The following is a 22,785-nucleotide window of genomic DNA, read 5'->3' as shown; positions in this document are numbered from 1 at the left end:
CGTTAGTCCAATTGCGGGTGTCCAGAGGGTGCAACCCTTGGGGCCCTCCCTTGGAAGGGAGGGTTTGGGAGGGTTCGAAAGCCTTTGAAGGTTTGGTTGAAGCCTTTGAAGGTTTGGTTGAAGCCTTTGAAGGTTTGGTTGAAGCCTTTGAAGGTTTGGTTGAAGCCTTTGAAGGTTTGGATAGAAGCCTTTGAAGGTTTGGATAGAAGTCGGTCTAAATCTCTTAAAAGTCTCATAGATTAAGAATAGAAGAATGGGACAAGGAGAGAATGAGATGAATCAAAAAAATCGAATTACGTATCGTTTTGACCGTGCTGGAAATTCCATTAGCGAAAATAACCGATTGTCAGAAAAACAGCAGGAGGCTGATTACGATACGAAAACGGCCTCGTCCCAAACGTCTGCTCATGGAAATATCGCCAAACCGGCGAAAGAGAACGTTATACCGTTGTATCCTTTTAACGATCAGCACGCGATTAACGAAATTAACCCTTGGAACAGCCCTTTCCAAGAAGACATAGGCGCATTGGAGCAATTGATCCGAAATACGGATTCGATAACAGATGCCAAAACTGATGGCAAAACGATGACGCCTAATGCTGTGCAGCCGTTTCCTGCAAAAGCGATAGCCCAGATACGAAAGCCGCTTCACGCCGAAGCTCCTGTAACCCCTGCCATCGCCATGGAATTTCAAGAGTCCACTGCTGCTGATGATGAGGAGGATGGGCTGTTATTCAATGATTCGGTGACGGCAAAGTCCCGAACCATTCGGATGAATCGATCGCCAGCCGGTCCTTCATGGTTTAACGTGTTTTTGTCGGTTGCAGGCGCGCTTGCTACGGGTGCGTTATTTGGCTATTTATTGCTGTCGCTGTTTACGGGCGCAACCATTTGGCCGGCAGGGTCAAAGGACAAACTTGATTCGAATCCTGCAATTGGGGGCTCTATAACGGATGATCCCCCCTCGGGGACGACAGCTAATTCCAATACGAATAACGTTGATAAAGGGGATTCTCTGGAAGCGGATAACAAACCGGATCCTAAGCCAGATCCAAGCGCACAGACGATTAGCTTAACGGGACTCGACAAGTCTTATTACATGCTGCAGTTCGGCGTATTCAGCAATACAGCGGGCAGGGACGCAGCGCTTGCTCAGCTTGCGGATAAAGGGCTTGCCGCTGCCGCAATGACGGGCTCGAGCGATTATAGAGTTTACGCCGGCATGGCCGGCGATCGCGACAAGGCACAGGCCATTCGCGATCAGCTTTCGGATTTACTGCTATATATCAAGGAAGTAACCATTTCAACGCCGGATAAACTGCCATTTAATGGCGAAGCGGCAGCGGCGCAAGGCTTTTTCGATCAGACCGGAGAGCTTGTCCGCATGCTTGACGAATTAGCTTTAGCTCAACTGGAGCAGCCGTCATTGTCTCAGATTGGGCAAGCTGCGGCCAAGGCTTGGCAAACGGAATACCAAAAATGGACTGAAAGTGCTGACGCGATACGAATAGATATAACGGATGCAAAGGGCAAGGCCTATTCAAAGAAGCTGATCCAATCGATTGAAAAAGCTGCCAAAGCTATGCTGGACTATGATAAAAAACCGTCGCGCGCTCATTTATGGTCAACGCAATCTGCCTTGATGGAAGCGGTCATTTCTCAAAAAGAATGGTTTGAGACCATCAGCGCATTGTAAACGATAACTAGGATGCGTATAATAGACTCAGGTGTCATTTCATGGCGAGAGGCGTTGAAAGATGAAGAAAAACGGCTGGATTCTTCTCATTTTTATCATACTGGGCTTATTGGCAGGCGCTCTGGTCGCGCGATGGCTCACCCCGGTTCCAGGCATTTCTTTCTTAACTAATCCTATTGAAGCGTCATGGTCTCCCGCCGTTGATTTATACGTGTTAAGCTTCAATTTATCGCTTCATCTTCAATTTAGTTTATTCAGCTTGATTGGAGCAATCATTGCGATATGGTTGTATCGCAAATTGTAGCTCATAAGCGAAAGAACGCCGACGGCGAGCATGAAGGAGCGCAGTATTATTTTATGGAAAATAATAAAAAACGCAACGAAGCGATAAGCCAGCTTGTACTGGCGTCTTCGTCACCGCGCCGGAAGGAACTGGTCGCATCCCTGGACCTTTCCTTGCCGGTTTATATTTTGTCTACGGATACGGATGAATCCATAGAGCCTGACTGGACGCCTGTGCAAGTGGTTGAACAGCTGAGCTTGCGCAAAGCTCAAGCTGCTGCAGCTATGCTGCGGCAGCAGAACGCAGATTCGTCGGTAATCATTGGTTCTGACACTATTGTCGTTCTGGACGGCGACGTACTTGGCAAGCCAGTGGATGATGAAGAGGCGAAGGCGATGCTCAAACGAATGCAAGGCCGTGCTCACGAGGTTTATACGGGAGTTGCATGTGTGCTGTCGGCAAGTGGTGAAGCGATTGTTGCCCATCGAATGACGAAGGTGCAAATGAAGCCGCTTAGCGATGAGCGAATTGCCAGATATGCAGCTACGGGCGAGCCTCGGGACAAGGCAGGCTCCTATGGCATTCAAGGGCTTGGCGCAACGATCGTGGATCGCATCGACGGCTGTTATTTTAATGTTGTAGGATTGCCGCTATCGCTCCTGTCGGATATGTTAGCTGAATATGATATTCATGTTTTTTGAAAAATCAGGAAATCTATAACGAAAATATTCTATTGTCGAGAAGGCGGGATTGGGACATGGAGCCGCAATATATGATTTTGCGTGATATCCCCCATGAAGAACGTCCAAGAGAGCGCATGATGAGATATGGGGCAGAAGCACTTAGCCATGCTGAGCTTTTAGCAATATTGCTGCGTACGGGAACTCAGCGGCAATCCGCTGTACATTTGGCGGGGGCGATATTGAAACAATGCGGCAGCTTGCGCCATTTGATGGATATGAGCATGGAAGAATTGACGGCCATTCGAGGAATAGGACCAGCCAAAGCTATACAACTGCGTGCAGGCATTGAACTGGGCAAACGTATTACGCGCAGCCGGTTAGGCGATGCGGTAACGGTGCGGAAGCCGCAGGACGCAGCGGATTATGTGATGGAGGAGCTCCGTTATTTGAAGAAGGAGCATTTCGTATGCTTATTTTTAAACACAAAAAATCATATTATTGCCCGGGAAACATTATCGATGGGAACGTTAAACGCTTCTCTTGTGCATCCTCGTGAAGTGTTTCGGGCAGCGATTCAGCGCAGCAGCGCATCGATCATTTGCGCGCACAATCATCCAAGCGGAGATCCAACGCCAAGTCCGGAGGATATTTCGCTGACGAAGCGTTTGGCGGAAGCCGGGCAGCTGATTGGCATTGAAGTGCTGGATCATTTGGTCATTGGCGACGGACGTTTCATTAGTTTGAAGGAACAAGGCTATTTGTAATATAATAAAGAGATGTTCGCGATTAGAAGGGAGCAACAACATGTTTGGTGGTTTTTCAAAGGATTTAGGAATAGATTTAGGCACAGCGAATACGTTAGTATTCGTCAAAGGAAAAGGAATTGTGGTAAGGGAGCCCTCGGTGGTGGCCCTTCGTACCGATACAAAAACAATTGAAGCGGTAGGCGAGCAAGCGAAAAAAATGATCGGCAGAACGCCGGGCAACATCCGTGCCGTTCGTCCGATGAAGGATGGCGTTATCGCCGATTTCGAAACGACGGCAACGATGATTAAATATTTTATTCGTCAAGCGCAGAAGCAGCGTTCCTTATTCCCTCGTCACCCGAATGTTATGGTTTGTGTGCCATCAGGCATTACGGCCGTTGAGAAGCGTGCCGTTGAGGATGCGACTAAACAAGCCGGCGCACGTGAGGCTTACACGATCGAGGAGCCGTTCGCGGCAGCGATCGGAGCCGATTTGCCCGTATGGGAGCCGACAGGCAGCATGGTAGTCGATATCGGCGGCGGAACGACTGAGGTTGCTGTTATTTCTCTCGGAGGCATCGTTACCGCCCGTTCCATTCGCGTAGCCGGAGACGAGATGGATGAAGACATTATTCAATACATCAAGCGTCAATACAACTTAATGATCGGCGAGAGAACATCCGAGCAATTGAAGATGGAAATCGGGTCTGCGCTTCCGCTTGATCGTGCGGAAACAATTGAAATTCGCGGCCGCGATCTGGTTACCGGTCTGCCAAAGACGCTTGCTATAACCTCCGATGAAATTACCGATGCTTTAACCGATACGGTTAACTCGATTGTCGATGCGGTCAAGGTTACGCTTGAGAAATGTCCGCCGGAGCTATCCGCCGATATTATGGATCGGGGCATCGTGCTTACGGGCGGAGGGGCATTGCTTCGCAACCTGGACAAGTTGCTGCAGCGCGAGACGGGAATGCCGGTCATCGTTGCCGACAATCCGCTGGATTGCGTGGCGATCGGCACAGGCCGTTCATTGGATCACATCCATTTGTTTAAATCAAGAAGCAGCTCAGCTTCACGCTCGAGACGTTAAATAAAGTTTAATAGGAAAATGGATATGAAATTGGCAGGTGATCGAGCTGTTTAAGCTAATGCGTAATAAGCGTATGTTCATGCTTATGATCGGGTTTATTCTGTTCATTGCGGTCATCGGCTTCTCGCTCAGCGATCGCAAGGAATCGACATGGCCGGAAAAGTTTTTAAATGATTCGGTAGTATACGTACAGCAATGGTTTTACAAGCCCGCTGGTTATATAGCGGGCTTCTTTGAGGATATTGGCAATCTAAGACTGATTTATGAAGAGAACGAGCAGCTGCGGCTTACAGCAGCCGCTTATTCCCGCGATAAAATCAAGTATAACTTCGTGGAGAAAGAGAATGAACGCCTAACGGACGCGCTTTCCTTCACGGAACGCCAGAAACAAATGTATAATTACACTTATTTGATCGCGCAGGTCGTATCCGTCAGCAATGACGCGAACAATCGGGCCATGAAGATTAATTTAGGCTCAGAAAGCGGCATAAAGCCTAATATGGCGGTAACGACCATCGACGGTTTAATCGGACTTATTAGTTCTGTCACCCCTTTTACGGCTACGGTAACACCTATTACGGAGCTGGATGAAGCGTCGCCTACGTTCAATTCCATCGCCGCTACGATATTGGGCAGGGAAAACGAATCCTTCGGCATACTAAGCAGCTACAACAAAGAGACGTCCAGACTAGTGATGACGAAGATTGCGGAGAACGATAAAATGACGGTAACGGATACCGTTATTACGTCCGGTCTTGGCAACGTATACCCGCGTGGTCTCGTTATTGGATCGGTAGAATCGCTGCAGGTAGGCGATTTTGGACTCACATATACGGCATCGGTTAAACTCGCCGCAAGCTTTGATCACTTGACAGAGGTATTTGTCGTTAAGGTTCCGGAGCTGGAGGATGCTGGGCAATGAGCATGAACCGAATCATCATGCTGATACTGCTCTTATTCATTCTGGAAGGGGCTGTCATGCCATGGATCATTCCTGAGGGACTTGGCAGTCGAATTATTCCGCATTTCGTTTTTGTTTCGGTTATTTTCTCGGCGCTATATAGCGGTCGTCATCAAGCGTTACTTTTAGGGGTAAGCTTTGGTTTTCTTCAGGACATCATCTATTTCGGCCATTTGCTCGGCGCACATGCCTTTATAATGGGGTTGATCGGCTATTTCACGGGGGTGCTGCTGGAGAGGCGCCGAGCTACCGTCATGATGGCGTTATCGATTATTGGATTTGCTTGTATTTTGTACGATTCCGTCATATTTTTCATCTATAAAGTGTTTCGCATTACGAGCGAGACGTATGCATGGGCTTTATTGAACCATATTCTCCCAAGCTTGTTTTTACAGCTGGCCTTTGCCCTTGCCTGCTATGTACCTGCCAGACGGTTATTCGAAGCCCAGACAAAAGCCAATCCGGATAAGGATGGGGAATAAATTAAGCAGTACAGGCAGGAATTCAGCAGGTGCAGCAAGAATCCAATAGGTTGGGGAGGGACGAACGTGACCGAGAGGCAGCATATCATGATAAAAGGCGTGAAAGAAGGTCTCGTGTTCCTTCTCGACGACAAGTGTGAATTTGCTACGCTTCTGGATGAGCTGCAGTACAAGCTGGAGAAGACGCATCAGCAATTGCTGACGGGCCCGCTCGTACATGTGCAGGTGAAGCTGGGCACCAGACAGGTTTCGGACGATGATAAAGATCGAATTAAGAATGTCATAAGAGCACAAGGAAATTTAATGGTGCAATCCGTGGAATCGGATGAACTGCCGCATGATTCGCGGCACGAACAGAAGCCGAATCTGCGGGTGCTCACTTCAATCATACGCTCTGGACAAACCTGCGAGCATGATGGCGATATTCTATTAATCGGTGATTTGAATCCGGGAGGTACCTTGTTATGCACGGGCGACATATACGTGCTCGGAGCATTGCGCGGTGTAGCGCATGCGGGTATAGGCGGTCGTACCGACGTCATTATTGCTACCTCACTCATGCGTCCAACTCAGCTGCGGATTGCGGATGTCATTAGCAGGCCGCCGGAGGAATGGATGACAGGCGACGCATCGATGGAGTTTGCCTTCCTCAGTGAAGGACGAATGCAAATCGATAAGCTAACGCAATTATTCCGAATACGTCATAATCCTATTATGTTTAAGGGAGTGTAGAACATGGGAGAAGCAATCGTTGTGACATCGGGCAAAGGGGGCGTCGGCAAGACGACCACCTCGGCAAACCTGGGAACGGCTTTAGCTTTACTCGGCAAAAAGGTATGTATGGTGGATACGGATATCGGCTTGCGTAATTTAGACGTCGTAATGGGTCTGGAAAATAGGATCATCTACGATTTGGTCGACGTAGCCGAAGGCCGCTGCCGATTAAATCAAGCGCTCGTGAAGGACAAGCGGTTCGACGAGCTATATATGCTTCCCGCGGCTCAAACGAAGGATAAGGATTCCGTTACGCCTGAGCAGGTACGTAATATGATTGTCGAACTGAAGAAGGATCACGACTACGTTATTATCGATTGTCCTGCGGGCATCGAGCACGGCTTCCGCACCGCCATAGCTGGAGCGGATCGTGCAATTGTCGTCACAACGCCCGAAAATGCAGCCGTTCGCGATGCCGATCGTGTAATCGGCTTGCTGGAGCAAGAGAAAATCCCTTCGAAGCTCATTATTAACCGCATTCGCCAAAATATGGTGAAATCCGGTGAAATGTTAGATATCGATGAAATTTGTCAGGTGCTGGCCGTTGATTTGATCGGAATCGTGCCCGATGACGAGAAGGTCATTACCGCGGCCAACAATGGGGAGCCGACGGTCATGAACCCGGCCTCGCGTGCCGCGATCGCTTATCGGAACATCGCCCGGCGCATACTCGGAGACATGGTTCCGCTTATGCTGCTCGATGAGAAGGCGGGAGCGTTCAAGCGATTCCGTAAGTTTCTTGGAATAGGATGATTGCCATTTGCTTAACAAACTAAAGAAGCTGGACTGGGGCATTTTAATTATATTAGTGTTCCTCATGCTGATCAGTATAATCGTTATCCACAGTGCTACGGCCAATGCCCCTAAATATGCGGGTTCCGAGACGAGACAGCTCGTCTTTTACGGAATGGGTTTTTTTGTCGCTATCGCAGCTACGTTATTCGATTACCGAATCGTGCTGAAAAGCTGGCATTTGCTTTATGGCGTAGGCGTTTCGTTATTGATTCTTGTTTATTTCTTCGGCGCGGTCATTAATGGGGCAAGAGGCTGGTTCAGAATCGGCGTGTTTTCGTTTCAGCCCGCGGAAATGGTCAAGATCATACTCATTATCGGAATTGCTTATATCATGGGACGACGACAGGGAGATCGGCTTACGTTCTCGCAGGATCTGCTGCAGATCTTCGCTTTTTCGTTTTTGCCATTCATGCTCGTCATGATTCAACCCGATCTCGGTAACGCAATCATATATTTAGTTATTGTGCTTGGCATGCTGTGGATCGGGAACGTCAAATATTCACATGTTCTGGTCGGTCTGGGACTTGTCATTGCGGGCTTGGTCCTGTTCGTTACGGTATTCAATATGTTTAATCAGGAAATTTATAATTATTTGGAAGAACAGGACAAGGAACATTGGCATGAGCGCATCAATACTTTCTTGAATCCAGACGAAGCGGACGCAAACGCCAGACATCAATCCGAAAATGCGCAAATTGCAATTGGCTCCGGCGGGCTCGGCGGCGATGGCTATTTGCAGGGCGATATGAAGAACGGCGGTTTCATTCCGTACGCATACTCCGACTCCATCTTTGTCGTAATCGGCGAGGAGTTCGGCTTTCAAGGTTCAGCCATTCTTTTGCTTCTGTACTTCCTGCTCATTTACCGCATGATTATGATCGCCTTTCAATGCTATGATTTGCGAGCCTCTTTTATCGTTATCGGCATCGTGTCCATGTACGTGTTTCAGGTATTTCAGAATATTGGGATGATGATCGGAATTATGCCTATAACCGGAATAACACTGCCCTTTATAAGCTATGGCGGAACCTCGCTTCTCCTTAATATGCTGTCAATCGGACTCATATTCAGCATTAAAGCGCATCAAGAGATATACGAGCTTGCCGATTAGACAAGGCTATAAAGCTGTTTCTGTAACGGATGTATCCGTTATCGGGAGCGGCTTCTTTTTTTTGTCCAGCGAGCCTTCGCATACTTGTCTATCTTCGCTCATATTTATGAATAAGGAAACAAGCTGTCGGATGTGACGATAGGAGCGGGGAGGCACGCGGTATGCGACCGAAGGATAATATCGAGCAGCGAAATGCTGCCAGGCAAATGGATGAGGATGACAATGTAGAGCTTGACCCGGAAGTCGCGTGGAAAACGAATCCGAATCCCTGGGCAAGCTGGGACGGGGAAAACGGCATAGCAACGAGACGAAGCTTCGTCAGAGAGCTCGATCCGACCCGATATAGAGATCCCGGGAAAAAACGCAGCAAGCATTCGTTTCGCAAGGAGTTTCAGTGGAAGCTGGCTATTGCATTGCTCGTATTCGCAGCCGTTTGGGGAATGTTCCGCTATGATACGGAATGGACGCTCAAAGGACAAGCACTTGTCAAGCAGGCGTTAACCGATGAAATCGATTTTGCTGCTGCTGCATCGTGGTATAAGGATACATTCGCGGGTGCGCCCTCCTTTATCCCTATTTTTCAGGACGAACCGCAAAAGGCGGTCGGGGCAGACGGTACGGTAAAGCTTCCGATCGTAAGCCCGCTGCCTGAAAGTTCGCTTGTACGAACTTTTGCAGAGATGCTTAACGGAATAGAGCTCGCAGGCTCGTCCGAACAGGAGGTCGTAGCTGCTGAAACGGGGCGTGTGCTCGTATTGACGGAGCAGGATGAAAGCGGCGCAACGATCGTGATCCAGCATGCCAATCAACGAGTAACGGTTTATGGGAAGCTGGGAGATGCTAAGGTTAAGGTCAATGACTGGGTTGAAGCTGGCGATCCGATCGGCTATTTGCTGAAGGCGCAAGGAACGCAGCCAAGCCTGCTGTACTTTGCCGTGAAGCAAAACGATCAGTATATCGATCCGGTGGGTGTGATACCGTTTGATTAAATGGAAGGGAATAAGGTGGTCGGTCCATCCATTATTCGTTATCATCATGCTCGGATCGGTCATCACAGGCTTTTTCACCGAGTTATTTACGCTGTTTCTGCTTGTATTCGTACATGAGCTCGGTCATGTCATCGTGGCGCGCAGCTTTGGTTGGACAGTACGCGAAGTCAAGCTGCTCCCGTTCGGCGGGGTAGCTGAGGTCGAGGAGGCCGGCGGCGTGTCTGCGAAGGAGGAAGCAATCGTCGCGATCGCCGGTCCCCTGCAAAATTTGTGGATGGGACTTGCAGCATGGGGATGCGGCGCGCTTGGATTGTGGGATCTCGCCTGGGTGGAGTATGTGTGGAAGGCGAATATGATGATCGGATTGTTTAACCTGCTTCCTATCCATCCTCTTGACGGGGGAAAGCTGCTTCAGGCCGCGCTCAGCTATGCGGTCAATTATTACAAAATGCTTATCTGGTCAGCCCGCATCAGCTTATTATTCAGCGGATTTATGATCATCGTCTCCCTGCTGCCCGTGATTCTGTACAAGGACGGCATTCAGCTCAATCTGCTTATCGTAGGCATATTTTTGACGCTGACTAATTGGACCTACTACAGGAACATACCTTTCTTGTTCTATCGCTTCCTTATTCACCGGGGCCGTGTTGCTGTGATGGCGCTGACGATGGGGCAGATCGCAACACCGATTATCGTTAGCGGCAGACAATCCATTCTTTCTGTCGCGAAACTTTTTCGAAGAGAGCAATATCATCTTATCTACTTAGTCGAGTCGCGGAATAATGAGGTCAAAGTATTGCCGGAACAGAAAATTGTCGAAGGCTGTTTGTCGGAAAGTAATCCCAGCCGTGCAGTATCGGAACTTTTCAGGTAAAATAGACGAAAAGCGTACTGGCAGGTGATACTCGGGAATGAAGCGAATGTTGATGCACGTTCATGGTGAAATGCTGCAAACCGCAGTACTGGAGAATGGCCGCCTAGTCGAGTTTTTCATGGAAAAATCCAAGGCAAGCAGCTTGGTTGGCAACGTCTATAAAGGTCGCGTTGTAAATGTGCTGCCTGGCATGCAGGCCGCATTTGTAGATATAGGACTAACCAAAAACGCTTTTTTGTATATTGACGAGCTGCTGCATCCTCATTTGGAGAAACAGCCTAAGCATAAGCCGCCCATACAGGAGCTGATCAGACCGGGGCAGGAAATGATGGTTCAAGTCATCAAGGAGCCGCTCGGCGGAAAGGGAGCCCGCGTCACCACACATTTTACGCTCCCGGGACGCTGGATTGTCTATATGCCGAATGCCGATTATGTGGGCGTTTCAAGGAAAATAAACGCGGAGAGCGAGCGGGGACGGCTGCGCTCCATCGGCGAGAAGCTTCGCCAGCAGGAGGAAGGAATTATTTTGCGTACGGCTTCCGAGGGAGAGAGCGAGCTTTCCTTATCTGCCGACATCTCGCATGCAAGAGAGCTGTGGCAGTTCATCGCGGCGCGCAACGAGGATGCGCCTGCGCCGGCCGAGCTGCACCGGGAAGCCGGACTAATGCGGCGTGCTGTTCGCGATACATTAACGATGGATATGGACGAAATTTGGATAGATGACTCGTCCAGATTTGAGGAGGCGTCAGAGCTGCTTCAGGAAATGACTCCGAAGCTGAAAGAGCGTTTGAAGTGTTATAAGCAGCGGCACGGGCAATCCTTATTTGATTTTTTTCGGGTGACGGAGCAGGTGGAGAGAGCCTTTGAACGGCGTATTTCTTTGATGATCGGCGGTCATTTGATTTGGGAGGAAACGGAGGCCCTGACGGTAATCGATGTAAATACCGGAAAGTTCACGGGTACATCCGATTTGGAAGATACAGTTTTCCGCACGAATATGGAAGCGGCTGATGAGATTGCAAGATTGCTGCGGGTAAGGGATGTCGGCGGTATTATCATCATTGATTTTATTGATATGGTACAAGAGCAGCATCGCGAACAGGTCATGCAGCGAATGACCGAGAAGGCGCGCATCGATCAAACGAAATGCGCAATTCTAGGCTGGACGAAGCTTGGCCTGCTGGAGCTGACAAGGAAGAAAGCGCGCGAAAATGCGGTTCTTCAGCTTTCGGAGCGGTGTCCGAGCTGCGGATCGGCCGGCAAAGGGAATGCCATGATTAAATAGGTTGTTTTTGTTAGATAAGCAATTGATCTTGCTTTCATAGTATGGTAAACTGTTTAGGTGTCTGTCTCGTGCCACATAGGAACGAGCTGTACAAGTACCGCTCCGATCGGGTAAACAAGCGTTTGCGGCTTTCGCCGTAAGCCACCTGGATTAGGCGAGTCTTCGAAATTAAGGAGGTGCACCAACAATGTTCGCAATCATCGTAACTGGCGGTAAGCAATACAAGGTTCAAGAAGGCGATGTAATTTACATCGAAAAACTGGACTCACAAGCAGGCGAGAGCGTAACGTTTGATCGTGTTTTGGCGGTTGCTAAGGGTGACGGTCTTGTAACTGGAACTCCAGTTGTAGCCGGCGCTACAGTAACTGGTAAAGTCGAGAAACAAGGCAAAGGCCAAAAGATCATCGTTTACAAATACAAAGCCAAAAAGAACTATCGTCGTAAGCAAGGTCATCGTCAACCGTACACAAAAGTAACAATCGAGAAGATCCAAGCGTAATCGGAGCTTCTATGATAAACGTTACGTTTGTACGGAAAGCCGCTGACAGACGAATCGTGTCATTTGCTGTCGAAGGACATGCTAAATATGCGAAGCCCGGCAAAGATATCGTTTGTGCGGGTGTATCGGCCGTATCGGTCGGTACCGTTAACGCAATCGAAGCTTTAGCGGGAGAAGAGCTTCCTGTAAAGATGAAGAACGGCTGGCTGTCGTCGGATATTCCGACGCTTGCTGACGAAGCTTCGGATGGACGGATGCAGCTGCTGCTTGAGTCGATGGCGGTTATGCTTGACACTATTGCAAAAACATACGGCAAGCATGTCGTAATTCATGAACTTCTTATAGCGTAAGCTTACGAAGCAGGTTTGTTTCTCAAGCCTTTGAAAGGAGGAAATACTATGTTGAAACTGAATCTTCAGCTATTCGCTTCGAAGAAAGGCGTAGGCTCCACGAAAAACGGACGCGATTCGCAGTCGAAGCGCCTTGGCGCTAAACGTGCTGACGGTCAAACCGTTTCGGCAGGAAGCATTTTGTTCCGTCAACGCGGAACGAAAATTCACCCAGGCACCAATGTAGGCATCGGGAAAGACGATACGCTTTATGCGAAAGTAGAAGGCGTAGTGAAGTTCGAACGTTGGGGACGCGGCCGCAAAAAAGTGAGCGTATACCCTGTTGGTCTGGCACCGGTAGCCGCAGCATTAGAAGCATAATAAAGATTCCGGCCTGCATCGTTAGGCCGGTTTTTTTATTTAGGCGCTGATGACCGTTCGGCGGCCGCATGATATACTGGTAAAGCTGGGAAATACGATGAAAGTAGGTTTAATCGATGGGACGCTTAACAACGGCGAAGTATTACGCAGCGGCAACTGTTCTGTTGCCATGTACTGCTGTACTTATTTGGCCTTCTAAAGTGTGGTTAACGGCTGTCTTTCTCGTTTGGCTTATTGCTGCAGCGGTTTTCTGGATTCGTACCGAGAGGAAAGAGCATGCGGAGCGGACAGCGCGAACGATTCAATCGTTGCAAACATCAGCTATACGGACTCTCAATCATCATCGCCATGACTGGATGAACGACTTGCAGGTCGTATACGGTTATATTCGTCTGAAAAAGCTGGATAAAACAGTTGAATATGTGGAGAAAATAAGTGGAAGAATGGCTGTAGAAAGTCAAATAGCTAAACTGGGAGTGCCGTCCTTGATTAGCTATATCCAATCCTTCCGCACGATTTCGAATACGCTGGAGCTTCAGGTTGTTATTCAAGGCGATATTCATCTAAATGAAATTACGGCGGATGCCGATCAAATAGCCGAAACAATCATTCATACGATAAATGCTTATCGGTTTGCGGCAAAGCCGGGTTACGGCGATGCCGCCATACTTAAGCTGGAGCTATCGCTGGATCAGGAAGCGCTATATGCCGCTTTTTACTATGAAGGCGAGTTAATGAATGAACAGCAATGGAAGCAGAAAATACAACAGCAGTTGGATGGCGCGCTAATGCAGCCGATCAACTTCGAGCAGCCGTACGCCAAGGTGCTGCTGAAGGCGGTAATGCGCGCATGAACGGGGGCAAAACATGTTTGTCGATAAGGCTAAGATTTTTGTAAAAGGCGGCGACGGCGGCGATGGAATCGTCTCCTTCCGCCGCGAGAAGTATGTCGAGAACGGCGGACCGGCAGGCGGCGACGGCGGCCGCGGCGGCGACTTGATTTTTCAAGTGGATGAAGGACTTCGCACCTTGATGGATTTCCGCTATCAGAAGCATTTCAAAGCGGACCGCGGCGAGCGGGGTAAGGTTAAGAGTATGCATGGCGCAGGTGCCGAGGATACGATTGTTCGCATCCCGCCGGGCACTGTCATTATCGATGATGATACTCAGGAAATTATCGCGGATATGACGCGTCACGGACAGAAAATCGTTATAGCTAAAGGCGGACGCGGCGGACGCGGCAACATCCGGTTTGCTACGCAAAGCAATCCAGCCCCTTATATTTCCGAGAATGGAGAGGAAGGCCAGGAGCGCTGGGTCGTGCTTGAACTCAAGGTCATGGCGGATGTCGGCCTTGTCGGCTTTCCGAGCGTGGGGAAATCGACACTGCTTTCGGTCGTTTCCGGCGCAAAGCCGAAGATCGGCGCTTATCATTTCACAACGATTACACCGAATCTCGGCGTCGTTGATGTCGGTGACGGCCGCAGCTTCGTGATGGCCGATTTGCCGGGCTTAATTGAAGGCGCTCACGAGGGAGTAGGCTTAGGTCACGAGTTTCTTCGTCACGTCGAACGGACTCGAGTCATTATTCATGTGATCGATATGGCTGCATCCGAGGGACGCGATCCGTTCGACGATTGGCAGAAAATTAACGCGGAGCTTGTGCTTTATAATGCGAAATTGGCAGATCGTCCGCAAATTATTGCCGCGAACAAGATGGATATGCCTGGATCCGAGGAGCAGCTTGAGCTATTTAAGCAGCAGCTTGAGGAAGTGCGAGGCGAACGGGAATATCAAATCGTACCGATCTCTTCCTTGACGAAGCAAGGAATTCAAGAGTTTCTCTACAAGGCAGCCGACGTGCTTGATACGGTTGCGGAGCAGGTGGAAATTGAAGACGTGAAGGAAGTAGCCGAGCGTAAAGTTTACAGCTACGAGAAACGCGAAGAGACGACCTTTACCATCCACAAGGAGGATGAAGTGTTCGTTATCGTAAGTGAAGGCATCGATAACTATATGAAGCGGATGAACCTCAACTCCTATGATGCAGTCATGCGCTTTGCGCGTACGATGCGCAAAATGGGTGTCGACGCAGCCCTTCGCAAGCAAGGCGCCAAGGACGGCGATATGGTTCGAATTGGCGATTTTGCATTCGAGTTCTTTGAAGGCAACGATTACAACCCGAATGGCTAGTGTGTATGAACACATATTTAGGAATGAAGACGGCGCAAGCCGTCTTTTCTCATTTTGCCTATTGCCCCGAAACGTGTATTTCGATATAATGTCCACTATAGATGAACAATTGTCTTTTTGAGGAGGACGTATAGTGAATAACCGCTATTATGTCGTTCGGGAGGACATTTTACCGGAAGCGATCATGAAGACGATACAAGTGAAGGAGATGCTAAGCCTGGGCAAGGCAGCTACCGTCCATGAGGCGGTAGAGCGTGTCGGGCTAAGCCGAAGCGCCTTTTATAAGTATAAGGATGGCGTATATGCGTTAAATGAGCTGGAGAGGGAACGGATTGCGACAATTTCCATGGATTTGGAACATCGATCGGGCGTTCTGTCCAATGTGCTTAGTAGGGTAGCGAGCTTAGAGGGCAACGTGCTGACGATGAATCAGACGATTCCGCTTCAAGGCTTTGCTAACGTCGTCATCTCGGTCGACATTTCGCAGCTTTCCGGGGAACTGTCAGAGCTGGTAGAATTGCTTCGCAGTCAAGCTGGCGTGCGTAAAGCAGCGGTCATCGGTCAAGGTTAAAATATAAGTAGTGGAGGGATTATATGAAACCGGTAAAAGTTGGATTATTAGGTTTAGGAACGGTCGGTACAGGCGTTGTCCGCATAGTGGAAGGGCATCAAGAGGATTTGGCAAGCCAGGTAGGCTCGCCTATCGTCATCGAGAAGGTGCTGGTTCAAAACAGGAGCAAATCCCGCAATATATCGATTTCCCCGGATAAGCTGACGGAGGATCCTTGGGAAATCATTCGCCATCCGGAAATTGACGTCGTCGTGGAAGTGATGGGCGGGATTTCTCTGACAAAGGAATATATACTGGAAGCGCTCGAGCGCGGTAAACATGTCATTACGGCGAATAAAGATTTGATGGCGCTGCACGGACCGGAAATTTTGGCTAAAGCACAGGAGCACCGCTGCGACGTGCTGTATGAAGCGAGCGTTGCCGGCGGCATTCCGATCATACGTACGCTGGTAGAAGGCTTCTCCTCCGACCGCATAACGAAAATTATGGGAATCGTGAACGGCACGACTAACTATATTTTGACGAAAATGAGCCAGGAAGGCGCTTCTTACTTCGATGTGCTGAAGGAAGCACAGGATCTCGGTTACGCGGAGTCGGATCCGACATCCGATGTCGAAGGCCTTGATGCCGCACGCAAAATGACGATTCTAGCGACAATCGGTTTCCGTGCTAACGTAGCGCTCGAAGACGTCTCCGTTCAAGGGATTTCATCCGTTAGCAAAGAAGATATTTTGTACGCGAAGCGCCTCGGCTATGAGGTTAAGCTGCTCGGTATCGCAGAGCGTCAGGATGACCTTATCAGCATTAGCGTGCAGCCGACTATGGTGAAGCAATCTCACCCGATCGCTTCGGTTAACGGGGTGTTTAACGCCGTTTACGTATACGGTGAAGCTGTTGGCGAAACGATGTTTTACGGAGCGGGAGCGGGGGAGCTTCCAACCGCGACTTCGATCGTATCCGATTTGGTAGCCGTTGTGAAAAATCTCAAGCTCGGCGTGAACGGCATGCAGGGCAGCCTGGCTTACAAAGAGAAGAAACTGAAGACGGACGAGCAAATTTCGTCGAAATATTTTTTGCTGCTTAACGTTGCTGACCGTGCAGGTGTTCTGGCACGCATTACGCAAGTGTTCGCTGACTTCGAGGTTAGCTTGGAATCCGTATTGCAGCAGCCGACTCCGTCAAATCCGGATGCTGAAATTATCGTTATCACGCATGATGCGAACAAATCTGCCATCCAGAAGGTGCTGGCAACGTTCGAATCGCTGGATGTCGTTCACAAAGTGAAGAGCGTCTATCGCGTAGAAGGATAAGCGGCATGAATAATCGTAAAGTGATCGTAAAAATACCAGCAAGCACGGCCAATTTGGGGCCGGGGTTCGATTCTCTCGGCATGGCGCTGTCATTGTACGCTTGGATTGAGCTCAATGTATCGGACCGTACGGAATTCCAGCTTCACGGCGATCAAATGAATGGCTTGCCAAGAGATAAGACGAATTTGATTTACAAGGTTGCTCAGCTGGTGTTCAAGGAGGCGGGCGTCAATGTACCGGAGCTTTCTATTTCCATTTACAGCGAAATTCCGCTAACGCGCGGGCTTGGCAGCAGCGCTTCCGCGATTGTCGGGGCACTGGTTGCAGCGAATGCGCTGATCGGAAGTCCGTTGACCGATGATAAGCTGTTCCAGATGGCAACGGAGCTGGAAGGGCATCCTGACAACGTAGGCGCCTCGTTATTCGGAGGAATCGTCGTTTCGGCATGGGACGGCGAGCGGGCCGATTATGTGCGGATTGAGCCTCATCGCAAGATTGAGACGTTAGTAGCCATACCGGCGTTTCAGCTTTCTACGGAAAAGGCCCGTCATGTACTTCCTAAACAAATTAGCATGGCCGATGCCGTATTTAACGTTGGACGCAGCTCGCTGCTTGTCGCGGCGTTAGCAAGCGGCCAGCTTGGCCTCATCCGGCATGCAATGAAGGATCGGCTGCATCAGCCTTACCGTGCAGCGTTAATTCCCGGGATGACGGCCATTCTTGAGCAAGCGGTTGAGCAAGGCGCGCTTGGAGCGGCGCTTAGCGGAGCTGGGCCGACGATTATTGCCTTCGTTGATGCGGATAGCCGGGAAAAAACGGGGTTGGAACAGTTTTTGCTTCGAACGTTGAAGCAGGAAGGCATTCATGCGGAGACGCTATGGGTTCCGCCTTGTGTTCACGGACCTCAGATTACGCTGGAGGATAGCTCGAAGCAAAGCGCGATTCCGTTAATGGACAGAATTAAAGGAGACGTTACGGCATGAAGACGATTGCGGTATTACCGGCTGGCTCTGTATCCGACGAGGCGGCCAGACATTTTTTCGGCGGAGAAGAGCACAAATGGAAACATCACAGACTTATCTCGGATGTGTTCTTGTCCACCGTCAATGGGATTAGCGATTACAGCATTATCCCGATTGAGAATACGATCGAAGGCTCCGTCAGCCTGCATATGGACTGGCTGGTGCATGAGGTAGACCTTCCGATTCAAGCAGAATGGGTATATCCTTCCATTCAAAATTTAATCGGCCGGAAATCCGAGCTGTCAGGAGAAGCAGGTGAGCTCGATTACTCACGTATTAAAAAAGTGATCAGCCATCCAGTGGCTATCGCGCAATGCTTACAGTTTTTGCGGACTCATCTTCCTCATGCCGTAACTGAGCATGTCAGCAGCACAGCCGAAGGCGTCCGTATCGTTCAAAACAACCCAAATGCAGGATGGGCTGCGATCGGAACGATGACAGCTGCCTCCAATGAAGGTCTTGATGTAGTCGCCAGCGAAATTACGGATCATGACAACAACTATACGCGTTTCCTGCTTGTGGGATCTGAGCCGTATACGGCCCGTCAATCAAATAAGATGAAAACGAGCATATTAATAACGCTGCCCGAGGATTATCCGGGTGCTTTGCACCAGGTGCTGGCTGCTTTTGCATGGCGCAAAATCAACTTAACCCGCATCGAGTCACGTCCGACTAAGAAAAAGCTGGGCAATTACTATTTCTTCATCGATATCGATATGGCGCTTGATACGGTGCTGCTGCCGGCAGCAATTCAAGAGATCGAGGCGATCGGCTGTCAAGTCCGCGTATTGGGAAGCTATCCCAGCTTCGCAGATTACAAAAAAGGTTAAGCATGGTTTGGAAGCGACATTATTTTTGGAGGTGTTTGACAGGTTATGACACAGCAGTGGATCTACTTGAACGGTAATTATGTATCGAAAGAGGATGCGAAAATATCGGTTTACGATCACGGTTTTTTGTATGGCGACGGTATTTTTGAAGGAATCCGCATCTATGACGGCAATATTTTTAAATGCAAGGAGCATCTCGACCGGCTCTACGATTCGGCAAAATCCATTATGCTCGACATTCCTCTGTCGCCCGCCGAAATGCAGGAAGCGCTCGTGGAGACGATTCGCCGCAATCAAATGCGCGATGGATATATCCGTCTGGTCGTATCCCGCGGTCCCGGCAACTTGGGTCTCGATCCGAAGCGTTGTCCATCCGCATGGGTTATCATCATTGTGGAACAGCTCGCGATTTACCCGGAGGAGGCTTATCGCAACGGCCTGATTTCGGTATCGGTCTCGCAGCGGCGCAACATTCCCGATGCGCTGAATCCAAAAATTAAGTCGCTGAACTACTTAAATAATATTTTGGTCAAAATACAAGCTAATCTAGCCGGTGTTGGAGAAGCGATTATGTTGAACTCACAGGGCTATGTTGCGGAAGGCTCGAGCGATAACATTTTCATCATCAAAAAAGGTACGGTCTTCACTCCTCCATGTTACGTCGGCGCGCTGGAAGGGATAACGCGTGCTGCGATTATGGAGCTGTGTACCGTTCACGGCTATAAGCTGAGGGAAGAACCCTTTACGCTGCATGACGTCTATGTGGCGGATGAGGTGTTTTTCACGGGCACGGCGGCGGAGGTAATCGCGGTTCGCGAGGTGGATGGGCGCAGAATCGGCTCCGGTCAAGCTGGCCCCATCACGACCCATCTTCTTAAAGAGTTCCGTAAAATCGTCACCGTAGACGGCGTTAAAGCATTCGAATAGCTGGTTTTAATAAAGAATAGCCGGGCTCACTTTAAAAAAGGAGCTCGGCTTTTACTATTTTTTTTGTGAAAGTGGAGACACCTGCCCATGTTCTGCATAGGATGTAAGGATTGATAGCAGGCATTTGTCATGCCTGGTTATTCAGAACGTGACAGGAGGTTATCAGCGAGTGAAAATCCATATTGTCAAAAAAGGCGACTCGTTATACTTTATCGGCCAAAAGTATAACGTTTCACAGGAAGAAATTTTGAAGTTGAATCCGGGGATTACGAATCCGGATGTCATTGATGTAGGCATGAAGCTGAAAATTCCATCGAACAATCCGGGCGGTCACGGAGGCGGCATGGACATTATTCATCAGCATGTCGTGAAGCAAGGAGATACGCTTTGGAAGCTCTCAAAAGCATGGGGCGTGCCGCTTGCGGATATGATCAAAGCGAATCCGCAGCTTAAAAATCCTAACGTGCTGCTTACCGGCGAAATCGTGAACATTCCGAAGGCTGGTGCAGTTATGAATGAGGAACATGGCGCCCCAAGCAATGTAGGAGCTCAATTCCTTAAACCGACTTCGATCATGCAAGGCGTACAGGGATGGGTAGGAAAGCTATCCACAGCTCCGATTATTGGGAAAACGCCTACTGGTCCGATTTCGGGCAAAACACCCACGGCTCCGGTAGCACCGGTGACGCCTGTAGCACCTTTTCAGGAGAAGAAGCCGACGGCACCGATCGTGAAGCCTGCGGCACCTGCACCGTTACCGGTTCCAAAGGCCGCTGCGGTTGAACCAGCCAAAAAAGCGCTGCCGATTGAAAAGCCCGTCGAGAAGAAGCTTAAGCCGATCCATTCCGAATACAAGCCGAATGTCGATTTATTTAAGCAATACGGCATACCGGCGACGGAAGCCTTATCTTTGTATGATTTGCCGAAAGCACCTGAAAATGTATCTCCGGTTCAGCAGCAGCCTACTTACGGTGGATATGGTTACGGTCACCCGATGACAATGCCGGCACAAGTCGGAAAAGGTTATGGCTACGGCGGCTGGCAGCAGCCAGTGCCTTATCCTAATACGGTAAGTCCGTTGAGCGAAGGACATGAGCCGCCATTCGATTGTCCGCCTGGAACGGTCTTTGTCGGCAGCTACCCATCGCCTGAGGTTATGTCTATGGGTTCTGCCCCGGGCTGGGGATATGGACACTCCATGGTTAGTCCGATGCAGTATGGCATGGGTGAAAATAGTAACCCGGTTGCGGGAGCTTTAGCTATGCCGAACCAAGGAATGGTATCGCCGCTAGGCATGATGCCTAACCAAGGAATGGTATCGCCGCTAGGCATGATGCCTAACCAGGGAATGGTATCGCCGCTAGGCATGATGCCTAATCAAGGAATGGTGTCGCCGCTGGGCATGACGCCTGAGCATGGCTACGGCTACGGTTACGGATACGGAATGGTCTCCCCAGCGCAAGCAGGTCCGGATTCCGGTTACGGCTATGGCCATGAATATCCCGTTTCAGGATTCCCTCCAAACCCGCCATACCCGACATGGCCGCAAACAGCGGGTGCAGGAATGGATCCGAACAAGTACGATTGCGGCTGCAAAGGAAACCGGACTGAGAATTCCACGATTAAATCGGATGATACGGAAACACCAAAAGCTGTAAAAACGAATGTGCAGCGAAAAAACACAAAAAAAGCGGTGATCCGTACGGTAACGTCCCGTCAGGGCAAGACGAAAAACCGCGGTAATCAGCCTTGGATCAATCGATAATCATTTCATTGAAAAACGGTGAAGCAGCATTTCTGCCTCACCGTTTTTTTAGTCATTTCATTCATCAAAAGAAAGTTGACTAAATTGAATAATTATGTTGTATTAACGCACACTAACAAAAAAATAATGAAGGGGTCTTCCCTATGATGGCATTCAGCCTCTGGAAAAACCTGAAAAAGCGTCTTCGCCGCAAGCGTCGACCGATGTGGATGCTGGGCAGCATTATGCTTGGCTTGTTTGCAGGATCGTTATATTTAGTACAATCTGACAAGGCTTTTGCCGGTTCGTCCGAGCCGACGGGTCACGATGCCATGATTCAAACGCTTGAGCAGCAAAGCGGAACTTTGTCGGTGAATTTGCATCGCATTTACGTATGCGGGGATGAGATCAAGCCGCTTGGTCATATGATGGGCAAGCAGATCGTGCAGCTTCTAATGCAGCATCCGGAGTGGAAGGCGATGCATGGGAAAGAGCGGAATACGATTGTTTTTGAACAGCAGATTGAGGATTTATCAGAGCACTGCAAGGCGAATGCTTATATGGGCGTAGATAAAGAGGGGAAATTGACTCTCTACGACGGCGTGCCTAAGAAGGAGAAGGTCGTTCGCACCTTTTTTCAGCTAGACGTAAATTATATGGAGAGCAGCCTTCCGCAGGACAAGCTGGATCAGTTGGCCAAAGGTATTCGGATAAGCGATATTGACGAGTATAATAGTGTTTTATCGACCTATAGCGATTATGCGATCGAGCCAAATGAGAAGGTTATGAAGCCGGCATACTAAGACTAAAAGAAAGGAGGACATGATATGAATAAACAAAGAGCGCAAGAAATCGCTGACTCGCCTGTAATGGCCAATGTAACTTACCAGGGAATACCTATCTATATACAACATGTCGATCATGACAAAGAAACAGCAAGAATTTATCCCCTCAATGAGTCGGAACATGAACAAGAGGTGCCGATACATAGCTTGCTAGAGCATTAGAGCAATTGGGACAGGAACGAAATGAACGGTGACCCGAAAGATAAACACTTTGAAAAAAGTGCGTCTTTCGGGTCTCTTTTTGTGCCCATTTTCGAAATATCAAACGCGCGTTCTCATTCTCGCCATCTTTTGCTATAATGGATGGGATGCTTTCGAATAAGCGTATGATTACGAAGTAAGTTTTGCTTCAGAAAACTATT

At 49.3% G+C, this 22,785-nt stretch carries 27 protein-coding genes and 1 other annotated feature; all 27 genes read left to right on the top strand.

The window, feature by feature from the left end; genetic code table 11:
* The coding region (locus L1N85_RS02545) for a hypothetical protein (RefSeq protein ID WP_235234609.1) at positions 1–194 on the top strand (194 nt) is incomplete at its 5' end.
* Positions 195–274: 80 nt separating this feature from the next.
* Positions 275–1,696, top strand: coding sequence for an SPOR domain-containing protein (locus tag L1N85_RS02540; protein ID WP_235234608.1), 1,422 nt, complete (start codon positions 275–277; stop codon positions 1,694–1,696).
* Between the two features lie 61 nt (positions 1,697–1,757).
* Entirely contained in the window at positions 1,758–2,000 is a 243-nt protein-coding gene (locus L1N85_RS02535; protein ID WP_235234607.1) for a DUF4321 domain-containing protein, read from the top strand.
* A gap of 53 nt (positions 2,001–2,053) precedes the next feature.
* Positions 2,054–2,680 (top strand): Maf family protein, encoded by a 627-nt coding sequence (locus L1N85_RS02530; protein ID WP_235234612.1) that lies wholly within the window; start codon positions 2,054–2,056, stop codon positions 2,678–2,680.
* A 56-nt stretch (positions 2,681–2,736) separates the two neighbouring features.
* Entirely contained in the window at positions 2,737–3,426 is a 690-nt protein-coding gene (gene radC / locus L1N85_RS02525; protein WP_235234606.1) for a RadC family protein, read from the top strand.
* Positions 3,427–3,466: 40 nt separating this feature from the next.
* A complete protein-coding gene (locus L1N85_RS02520; protein WP_235234605.1) occupies positions 3,467–4,501 on the top strand; it encodes a rod shape-determining protein in 1,035 nt (344 codons plus the stop codon).
* A 58-nt stretch (positions 4,502–4,559) separates the two neighbouring features.
* Positions 4,560–5,423, top strand: coding sequence for a rod shape-determining protein MreC (gene mreC, locus L1N85_RS02515; RefSeq protein ID WP_235234604.1), 864 nt, complete (start codon positions 4,560–4,562; stop codon positions 5,421–5,423).
* Positions 5,420–5,944: a rod shape-determining protein MreD gene (mreD, locus tag L1N85_RS02510; protein WP_235234603.1), complete on the top strand. Its 525-nt coding sequence runs from the start codon at positions 5,420–5,422 to the stop codon at positions 5,942–5,944. The genes mreC and mreD overlap by 4 nt, the downstream gene beginning before the upstream one ends.
* Before the next feature lie 66 nt (positions 5,945–6,010).
* Complete coding sequence (locus tag L1N85_RS02505) at positions 6,011–6,676, top strand: septum site-determining protein MinC (RefSeq protein ID WP_235234602.1); 666 nt, start codon at positions 6,011–6,013, stop codon at positions 6,674–6,676.
* 3 nt (positions 6,677–6,679) lie between these two features.
* Positions 6,680–7,471, top strand: a complete 792-nt coding sequence (minD, locus tag L1N85_RS02500; protein WP_235234601.1) for a septum site-determining protein MinD — start codon at positions 6,680–6,682, stop codon at positions 7,469–7,471.
* Positions 7,472–7,478: 7 nt separating this feature from the next.
* A complete protein-coding gene (locus L1N85_RS02495) occupies positions 7,479–8,624 on the top strand; it encodes an FtsW/RodA/SpoVE family cell cycle protein (protein ID WP_235234600.1) in 1,146 nt (381 codons plus the stop codon).
* 161 nt (positions 8,625–8,785) lie between these two features.
* Positions 8,786–9,613, top strand: a complete 828-nt coding sequence (locus tag L1N85_RS02490) for a M23 family metallopeptidase (RefSeq protein ID WP_235234596.1) — start codon at positions 8,786–8,788, stop codon at positions 9,611–9,613.
* Positions 9,606–10,487 (top strand): M50 family metallopeptidase, encoded by an 882-nt coding sequence (locus tag L1N85_RS02485; protein ID WP_235234595.1) that lies wholly within the window; start codon positions 9,606–9,608, stop codon positions 10,485–10,487. Before L1N85_RS02490 ends, L1N85_RS02485 begins: the two co-directional genes overlap by 8 nt.
* A gap of 37 nt (positions 10,488–10,524) precedes the next feature.
* Positions 10,525–11,772, top strand: a complete 1,248-nt coding sequence (locus L1N85_RS02480) for an Rne/Rng family ribonuclease (protein WP_235234594.1) — start codon at positions 10,525–10,527, stop codon at positions 11,770–11,772.
* 82 nt (positions 11,773–11,854) lie between these two features.
* Positions 11,855–11,944: a sequence feature (ribosomal protein L21 leader region), on the top strand.
* 15 nt (positions 11,945–11,959) lie between these two features.
* Positions 11,960–12,271: a 50S ribosomal protein L21 gene (gene rplU / locus L1N85_RS02475; RefSeq protein ID WP_235234592.1), complete on the top strand. Its 312-nt coding sequence runs from the start codon at positions 11,960–11,962 to the stop codon at positions 12,269–12,271.
* An 11-nt stretch (positions 12,272–12,282) separates the two neighbouring features.
* The gene (locus L1N85_RS02470) at positions 12,283–12,621 is read left to right on the top strand and encodes a ribosomal-processing cysteine protease Prp (RefSeq protein WP_235234591.1); all 339 of its coding nucleotides are present in this window, start codon (positions 12,283–12,285) and stop codon (positions 12,619–12,621) included.
* 48 nt (positions 12,622–12,669) lie between these two features.
* Positions 12,670–12,981, top strand: a complete 312-nt coding sequence (gene rpmA / locus L1N85_RS02465; RefSeq protein ID WP_235234590.1) for a 50S ribosomal protein L27 — start codon at positions 12,670–12,672, stop codon at positions 12,979–12,981.
* Positions 12,982–13,097: 116 nt separating this feature from the next.
* Positions 13,098–13,835, top strand: coding sequence for a Spo0B domain-containing protein (locus L1N85_RS02460; RefSeq protein WP_235234587.1), 738 nt, complete (start codon positions 13,098–13,100; stop codon positions 13,833–13,835).
* Between the two features lie 13 nt (positions 13,836–13,848).
* Complete coding sequence (gene obgE / locus L1N85_RS02455) at positions 13,849–15,174, top strand: GTPase ObgE (protein WP_235234586.1); 1,326 nt, start codon at positions 13,849–13,851, stop codon at positions 15,172–15,174.
* 133 nt (positions 15,175–15,307) lie between these two features.
* Positions 15,308–15,745 (top strand): ACT domain-containing protein, encoded by a 438-nt coding sequence (locus tag L1N85_RS02450; protein WP_235234585.1) that lies wholly within the window; start codon positions 15,308–15,310, stop codon positions 15,743–15,745.
* Between the two features lie 23 nt (positions 15,746–15,768).
* On the top strand, positions 15,769–17,055 hold the full coding sequence (locus tag L1N85_RS02445) for a homoserine dehydrogenase (RefSeq protein ID WP_235234583.1): 1,287 nt from the start codon (positions 15,769–15,771) through the stop codon (positions 17,053–17,055).
* Positions 17,056–17,060: 5 nt separating this feature from the next.
* A complete protein-coding gene (gene thrB / locus L1N85_RS02440) occupies positions 17,061–18,038 on the top strand; it encodes a homoserine kinase (RefSeq protein WP_235234582.1) in 978 nt (325 codons plus the stop codon).
* A complete protein-coding gene (pheA, locus tag L1N85_RS02435) occupies positions 18,035–18,907 on the top strand; it encodes a prephenate dehydratase (RefSeq protein ID WP_235234581.1) in 873 nt (290 codons plus the stop codon). The genes thrB and pheA overlap by 4 nt, the downstream gene beginning before the upstream one ends.
* A 45-nt stretch (positions 18,908–18,952) precedes the next feature.
* Positions 18,953–19,834 carry a branched-chain-amino-acid transaminase gene (gene ilvE / locus L1N85_RS02430; protein WP_235234580.1) on the top strand — a complete coding sequence of 294 codons (882 nt, stop codon included), beginning with the start codon at positions 18,953–18,955 and terminating at the stop codon, positions 19,832–19,834.
* Positions 19,835–20,003: 169 nt separating this feature from the next.
* Positions 20,004–21,599, top strand: a complete 1,596-nt coding sequence (locus L1N85_RS02420; RefSeq protein ID WP_328285139.1) for a LysM peptidoglycan-binding domain-containing protein — start codon at positions 20,004–20,006, stop codon at positions 21,597–21,599.
* 143 nt (positions 21,600–21,742) lie between these two features.
* Positions 21,743–22,381, top strand: coding sequence for a BofC C-terminal domain-containing protein (locus tag L1N85_RS02415; protein WP_235234578.1), 639 nt, complete (start codon positions 21,743–21,745; stop codon positions 22,379–22,381).
* A 24-nt stretch (positions 22,382–22,405) separates the two neighbouring features.
* Positions 22,406–22,585, top strand: coding sequence for a small acid-soluble spore protein H (locus tag L1N85_RS02410; RefSeq protein WP_235234577.1), 180 nt, complete (start codon positions 22,406–22,408; stop codon positions 22,583–22,585).
* Positions 22,586–22,785: the final 200 nt, after the last annotated feature.

The organism is Paenibacillus alkaliterrae (assembly GCF_021532375.1).
Classification (GTDB): Bacteria; Bacillota; Bacilli; order Paenibacillales; family Paenibacillaceae; genus Pristimantibacillus; species Pristimantibacillus alkaliterrae.
The sequence above is the reverse complement of the archived record's forward strand: the minus strand, read 5'-3'. Positions and strand labels throughout refer to the sequence as shown.